This window comes from Pseudomonas sp. DrBHI1 (assembly GCF_002205115.1).
Classification (GTDB): Bacteria; Pseudomonadota; Gammaproteobacteria; order Pseudomonadales; family Pseudomonadaceae; genus Aquipseudomonas; species Aquipseudomonas mosselii.
Window position 1 is genome coordinate 1 of the sequence record NZ_NIBE01000015.1, and the last position, 7,229, is coordinate 7,229.

At 66.0% G+C, this 7,229-nt stretch carries 2 protein-coding genes; both read right to left on the bottom strand.

Going from position 1 to position 7,229, the window contains the following annotated elements; translation table 11 throughout:
• Nucleotides 1-1,858 (bottom strand): YncE family protein (locus tag CC207_RS02455; protein ID WP_088851512.1); only part of this gene is annotated, 1,858 nt, incomplete at its 3' end.
• Between the two features lie 404 nt (nt 1,859-2,262).
• The coding region (gene mnxG / locus CC207_RS02460; RefSeq protein WP_088851513.1) for a manganese-oxidizing multicopper oxidase MnxG at nt 2,263-7,229 on the bottom strand (4,967 nt) is incomplete at its 5' end.

Here is a 7,229-nt window from a genome sequence, read left to right on the forward strand (position 1 = left end):
GGTACCAGGCGCCAGCCGTGGCCAGTTCCAGCGGCGCCTGATAGAGCCCCTCGCCCACCTCGACCAGCGCTACATTGCGCGGCAGCGACGAAGGCGCCAGGAAGTAGCGCAGGCTCAGGTCTTCAAGCCCCTGGCGCGGCTTGCCGTCCTCACCGAGGATGCGCACTTGGGCCATGTAGGGCGCGTGCTGGCGCAACGGCCGGGCGGTGCCGATGAATTCGGCATGGGCCCGCTTGCGCAGGCTCGACTGCGGCAGCGCCGCGACCTCGGTGCTGAAGCAGTGGATGATCTGCGGCTGGTTGAGCAGGAACGCCACGTCGAAGGTGCCGGCCGCCGGCAGCTTGACCGTCGAGCCATATACCCCCGGGGCCACCTCGCGCAGGCTACGGTCGATGACCAACGCGGCGCGGGCCTGGTGGCCGCGGTTGTTGTAGCCCGACATCGGCGCGTTCATGCCCTCGGCGTAGAAGTAGGTGGTGTTGTCCACCGGGTTGACCACGAACACCGAGTTGTCGTCGCGGGAGCTGCTCACGCCCTGAGCCAGCGGCAGATCACCGGCCTGGCGCGGCGCCGCCGGGCCGGCCTCGAAGCCCTGGACGATCGGCGTGCGCCCCTGCCCCAGGCTTGCCAGGTTGATCATGCTCACCTTCGGCGAGGCTAGGCCGCGCACGTAGGCGTAGGCCTTGGTAAAGGTCAGCTGGTAGGGCTCGGCGGCCACCGGGATGCGGTGGATCAGTTGGTCGGTGCTGGCGTCGATCACCAGCGCCTGGTTCTCCAGGGTGTTTAGCACCACGCCGTAGCGGCCATCGTGGCTGAAACGCATCGGCCCCAGGCCCCGCTCGGCCTGGACCGTGTGGCGCAGGCTGAGGCTGCGCGCGTCGATCACCCGCACCGTGCCCTCCTGGCCATCGACCACGTACACCGCCTGTGACAAGGGCGAGTAAGCCACCGATAGCGGATGCGGACCGACCTCAAGCGTCTTCACCAGACGCATCTGCGCGGTGTCGATGACACTCAGGGTGCCGCCATCGCGATTGCTGACGAAGGCGAAGCGCGAATCGGCGCTGAAGGCGATCTCGTGGTGGCCAGAGCCGGTGACAAACGACTTGAGCATGGTCCGGCTGGGGACGTCGATCACCGTCACCCCGCCCTTGGCCGGGTCCTGACTGTTGTTGCCCACCCACAGCAGGCGCTGGTCGGGTTGCAGCGCCACCCGCAGCGGCTGCTCGCCGGCCTCCAGGGTGGCCACGCGGGTGAAGGTCTCGGAGTCGATCAGCGCCACCTGGTTGCGTTCGGGCATGGACACGAACACCTGCTTGTCATCGCCCGTGGCCACCCAGTCCATGGGCCGTCCCGGCAGGTCGATGCGCGCCAGGGTGCTGGTGACCCCGCCTACCGACACGGTCGGGTCGATCACGGTAAGGCTGGCGTCCTTGTTCAGCACCAGCAGGAAGTAGCTGTTCAGATCGAGCAAAGGACGCGCGCCGATGCTGCTCTTGAGGAACAGCGCCACCCGCGCCTTGCAGCTGCTGTCGCGGTCGCCCACCGGTGCCGACTGCGCGGGGTCGAGCCAGGCGCCGGGAGCCATGCCCGACAGCGGCTGGCCACTGCTCTGGTCGCTGACCTTGAAACGGATATTGGCAAAGTCGCCCTCGCGCAGTTCGCCGCCGCTTAAGGGGCGCGCCTCGAACTCCACGGTCACGCCGTCGCGGCTGAGGGTGTGCAGGGCCTGGGGATCGGCGGCCTCCTGCAGCAGTTCGCGGGGGTCGCACCAGAGCTTTTCGTAGGCCACGCCGAGGCCGATCAGCGCGGTGCCCAGCAGCAGGCCCAGGTAGGCTGGGCGTAGCTTGCGGTTCATGTCCGTACTCCGTTGGCGTGTATGGGCGCGCACGGGGCAGCGCCTTCGAGCGGGATGACCATGCTGCACCTCCACGGGGCTCAAGGGTTCTGTGGAGGGTGGAAGCAAGCGCTATGCCATCAGTAAAATTGTTTTAAATCAGGGTTTTGGAGAAACAAGCGGAGAGTATTGGGGAGGCTGCCCCAAACACGGGGGCGCTTTGCGCCCCCCTTCAGGCTCAATGCGCGATGCGTGTAAGACGAACGCCTTGTAGCGCCTATGAAATCGAGCGCCGCCCGCATGGCGCGTCGCCGGCAAGCTGGCAACGCGCCGTGCGGGCGGCGCTTGATCTCATAGGCGCTGCATCCTTGTCGCCAGAGAGCTGGTGGCCTCCCCCACTCCCAAGCCAGGCTATCAGCCCCCTTTTACTGCGCCGGCGCCGTGGCCGGCGGCGCCTCGTTGGTCACCCGCAGGATGCCCCACAACCCCGAGGTATTTCCGTACGCGGCATAATCTCGGAACAGATAGTCTCCCGGAACCGCATTGGACCCACCGGCGCTGGGCAACATGAAGCTGAAGTGCGCCGCCGGCAACACGCTCTCCTGCGCACCGATGTACATGGCCATAGGGTTGTAGCCGAACCGCACCGAGCCGATGCCTGGCATCCCCATGGGGTAGCCGTCCACATCGCTCTTCTCGGCCTGGTAGTTGTGCAACGGCCACAGGTGCCCGTCCAACTGATAGGTCATGCCGCGGCTGCCGCCACTGGGCATGACGATGTGGTTGCGCACCGGTTGCCCAGGCTTGGCGTACAGCACAGGTGTCTGCGGATCACCGCCGACCAGGGCATTGCTGTAGGCCATGTGCGCGTTGGGGATGTCGGCGAAACCCAAGCCGTCGGCATGGCCGAACGGCGAGTCCGGGGCCATGCCGAAACGCAGCCACAGCGGCTCGGTCTTGTAGTTGACCGCCATGTTGCCGTTGTCCTGCGGATCGCCCGCCGCACCGTTGCCCTCGGTATTGATACCCGCCACCGGCGCGCCGTCGGCCCAGCGCATGTTCAGCGCCCGCTGCCACACGGTGACGAAGTCACGGTAGTCCGCCTGACCACTGACCTTCACCGTGGCCTGGGCACGGCTGGCGGTGTCCTCGGTCCAGGTGGCACTCTGCGGCAAGATGCTCATGGCGCCCACCAGGCCCTTCTGCGGCTGCTTGATGACATCGGCCGGGGTCAGGTTGAGGCCGCCGAACTCGATGGCGGTTGTGTTGATGTTGTCCACTGTACGACCCAGTTGCAGGGTCGGCTTGCCCTCGCGCTCCAGATGCCCGGCGTAGTACTGGTACACCTTGGTCGGATACGCGCCGCTGCCGCCGGTGCGCGGCGGCACGGACTGCACCGGGTTGAGCCCGACGTTGACGCCGTCCGACTTGGTGATGTCGTACGCCAGCAACTGCGCGTGCAGGCCAACATGACTGGACGGGCGCATCAGGTTGTTGGCGAAGGCCGTGGCGCCTTCACTGGCGAAGCGATCGCGTTTGACCACGTTGTGCATCACCGCAGTGCTGGGCAGGTCGGGCATCACCAGCGGCAGGCGGTTTTCCAGGGTGACGCTGATGCAATCGCCGGCGTTGGCGCGCAGGATCAATGGCTCCACCGGCACGCCTGCCTTGAGCTTGCCGCTGCTTGGGTCGAGATCGGCCTTGCGCACATAGAGGATCGCGGTCGGGTCGTGCAGCGGCGCGCCATGGCCCCCGATGGTGAAGGTCTCGCCATCCTCCGGGTCGACCCCGCTCACCAGCGGGATGCTGGTGCGCCGACTGTTGAACACCAGCGTGCCACCATTGGCCTTGAGCGGGCCGCCGACATGCTGGCCGACGCCGTTCGGGTCGCTGATGGTCACGCTGTTACGGTTCTCGAGGATATCGTTGGCCAGCGCCGCGACCACTTCATAGCTCCGTTTGACCGTTGGCCGTGTGCCGATGCCATTGGCGTTGGCCGTGGTTTTCGGGCAGATGCCGTCGAAGTTCACGGTGTTGCGCATGGCTACCGGCTGCGGGTTGTTGGGCAGCGGGAACAGGTCGGCACGCTGAGCGGTGTAGTTGCGCATGATGCCCCAGATGCCGTTCCAATAGCCCTCAAGTGCCGCGTCCAGCGAATACAGGTAGTCGCCGTTGGTGGCGGCGGAGCTGGAGATCATCGATACCGGTGCCATGAAGCCCAATTGTTCGGAGATGCCGATCATCTGCGACGACTTCCATCCCGAATTGGAACTGTTGCCGAAGCCCGAGCCGTTCTGCAGCCACTTGACCCCGTGCAGGGTGACGTTGTGCTCCTCTTCATGTCCACCGGCATGCATGCGCAGGCGCACGTTGTCGCCTGAATAGGTACGCAGCATGGGTGTGAACGGGTCGCCCGGCTCGCTGCCGGCCTTGTTGATGTGCGGTGGGAACAGCGTGGTGCCGCCGGTGGGACCCACCGCCTGGGTAATCGCCGACGGTGCCAGGTTCATCGCCGGAATGGCACGGTCGGTACGGGTCTGCAAGGCGTAGCCCAGGTCGCCACCTAGGCCGTCGGCCTGCATGCCGCGCTTGCCGTCGGGACCGACCTTGTCAGGATCGAACACCCGCAGCGCCAGGGGCTCGTTGCGGTAGTTGACGACGAACATCCCAGGATCATCCACCGAAATCGCCTGCGGGCATGGCCTGCTCGGACAGCCGGGGTTGATGCCACCGCGTTCCTCGACAATGGCCTCCAGCAGGGTGGACGCCTTGCCCCGCACCGGCGGATTGATGGCATAGCGGAAACTGTCGGCGGTCGGCGGGTACGCCTGGCCATCAGGTACGCCGTTAGGCCCTGCGCCGACATATACACCCGCCTCGTAGGCGTGCTGGAAGTCGCTGTACTCAAGGAAGAACTCGCGATAGCTGTCGTTTTTACCATCGCCGTCGTGGTCACCGGTCTGGATGACCGCCTGCCACGAAGTCGGGCCGCCGTCCTGGCGGGTGGCCGGGTTGTACAGCTGCTCGCCGGTCTCGGCGTGGTACCAGGTGGAACCGGCGGGCTCGGCCAGCACGGTTGCATACAGCCCCAGCTGTTGGTGGGTCGATGGGCCGAGGTGGTCATGGGTGAAGATGGTGCCCAGGCCACGATCGACGTTGTACACGTTCACCAGCGGGTCGGCGAACCAGCGTTGCATGGCGCTGCGCGCGCCGAGCCAATCGGCCCGGCCAAAGCGCCCGAAATACGGATGCTGCTTGGCTTTCGGGCAGGCGGCGGTGCCGTCGCGGGTGTCGCCCTCGGTGCAGTTGTTGAAGCTGCGGATGGCATGCACACGCTCGACCACGCTGCCGGGCGAGAGGATACCGTCCTCGTAGTTCCAGCCGTTGGCAGAGCCGTCGGCGGCAGTCAGGTCCCATTTGGGCAGGTGGATATGCTGGCCGATCACGTCGGTTGGCGTGCGCACCTGGTAGTCGTCCATCTCATAGAACGACGGGATCAGGTTGGTATGCACGTACTGGGTGCAGTCGAAGGTGTTCATGCGCATCACCAGCGGCTCCGGCGGGCGCTGCTTGGTGATCACCGGCCAGGCGTCTTCCCACAGGGCGAGGATGCGCGCCTGCGGGAAGTGGTAGCCAACCTTGTTGTACACCGCGTCGAACTGGATGTTGGCCGCCTTGTAGATGCGCGGGCGGTCGGCGGTGAACGTGGACGAACCGCGGAAACTCATGCCGGTGAGGTTTTCACCGCTGAAGAACTCGCCGACGCCCGAGGACTGGGTCAGGCGCTTGCCGCGGTCGTCCATGCACGGCTCGTAGAACGGCGCGCCCGCCGTGGGCAAGGCGCCGTTGGTGCGAAAGGCCTTGGCCACCGGCGCGCCGCCGGGGATCAGGGCAAAGCTTGGATGTTCGGCCTTGGCGTGGAACTGCATGGCAGCCTGCTCGACCTCGGTGCCCTCCTCGGGCAGGTAGATCGGCTTGGCCTTGTGCACCACCTTGGAGAAATCCAGCTTGGTGGTGGTGGTCACGGCATCGCCACCGGCAGACACACCGTCAAGGGTGTGCCGGCCCAGGCCGCCGTCCCAGCCGTCGACTTGGTTGGGGTCGAGGTTGGCCCACAGCGCCTTGCCGCTGTCCTTGAGCTGGCGGGCCAGGGCCGGGTCGAGCATGTCCAGCGGCGGGGTCGGCGGGCGCTGGCCGACGCTGCTTTCCATGCCGCCAATCCAGAACGGATAGCCTGGGTTCTTCAGGCTGCCGTCGGCGTTGCGATTGGTCTCGCTGCGGTCGACCAGGGCCAGGGAACCGACGGCGCGCGGGATGGGCGGTTGATCCGGATGATCATCGCCCTCCTCCTCTTCATCGTCATCTTCATGCCCGGCGACCAGGGTCTCGGACAGCTTGGGCACCACGGTGACCTTGCCCGGCATCGGCGCCATGGCCTTGCCCGGCAACGGCACGATGGCCGGGATCGGCGTGCCGGCGATGATCTCGCCGTCCGGCAGCGCACGGGCGCCCTGGGCCGGCTTGCCATTGCGCAAGGCGAACGGCGTGCTGTGGAAGCCGTTGGCGCCCTCGCCACTGACCTCCAGGCGGGTACCCGGCTCGAACACATCGTGCACCCGCCACATGGCCCACATGCCCTGGGCGAAGTGCGGATAGAAATGGCAGTGATAGATGGCATCGCCCGCCACACGGTTGCGGTTGCCCGAACCGCCGTTGGCGATCTCGTAGGTGTAGCCCACGCCAGGGCCAATGCCCTGGGCGTCGATGTAGTCGGAATTGTCGTCGTTGGGATTGAACAGCCACTGGTGTCCGTGCAAGTGGAAGATGTGCTGCTCGTGGCCGTTATGGGTGTTGCGGAACTTGGTGAAGTCACCAATGTAGCTGTGATGCACGTTGGCGGGCTCGGCCGGGTACAGGGCCATGGTCGCCTTGACCCCGGTGGCGCTGGCAGGCGGCGTTTCGCCAGGACGGATGTGCTCCAGCCCAACATTGGCCGGGATATCCACCAACGTACCGACATCGCCGACGGTATGGGCGCTGAGGAAGAATTCCTCGTAGGCGCACGACAGGCAATCGTGCATCGGCCCGACGCCGAGTCGGTTGGCCACCACCTCCGCCCCCATGCCGCCGGAGCCATAGTTGATCATGAACGAATCGCGGGTCGGCTCCAGCACATGTCCCATTACCGGGTCTGCCCAGTAGCCAGGGAATGCCTGGGTGCCTGCCACTTCGTCGGCAAACTGCGAGGCGAAGTCGCGAAACGCCTCGAGCCGGTTGGGCAACGCAGGGTTGCGCTTGCCGACGCTTTCCAGCGGGTAGGTGGCTTTCGGGAAACTGCCGTCGGGATTCGGCCCCATGACGATGGCGTCAGTCTCGCTGTTGAGGATCTCGT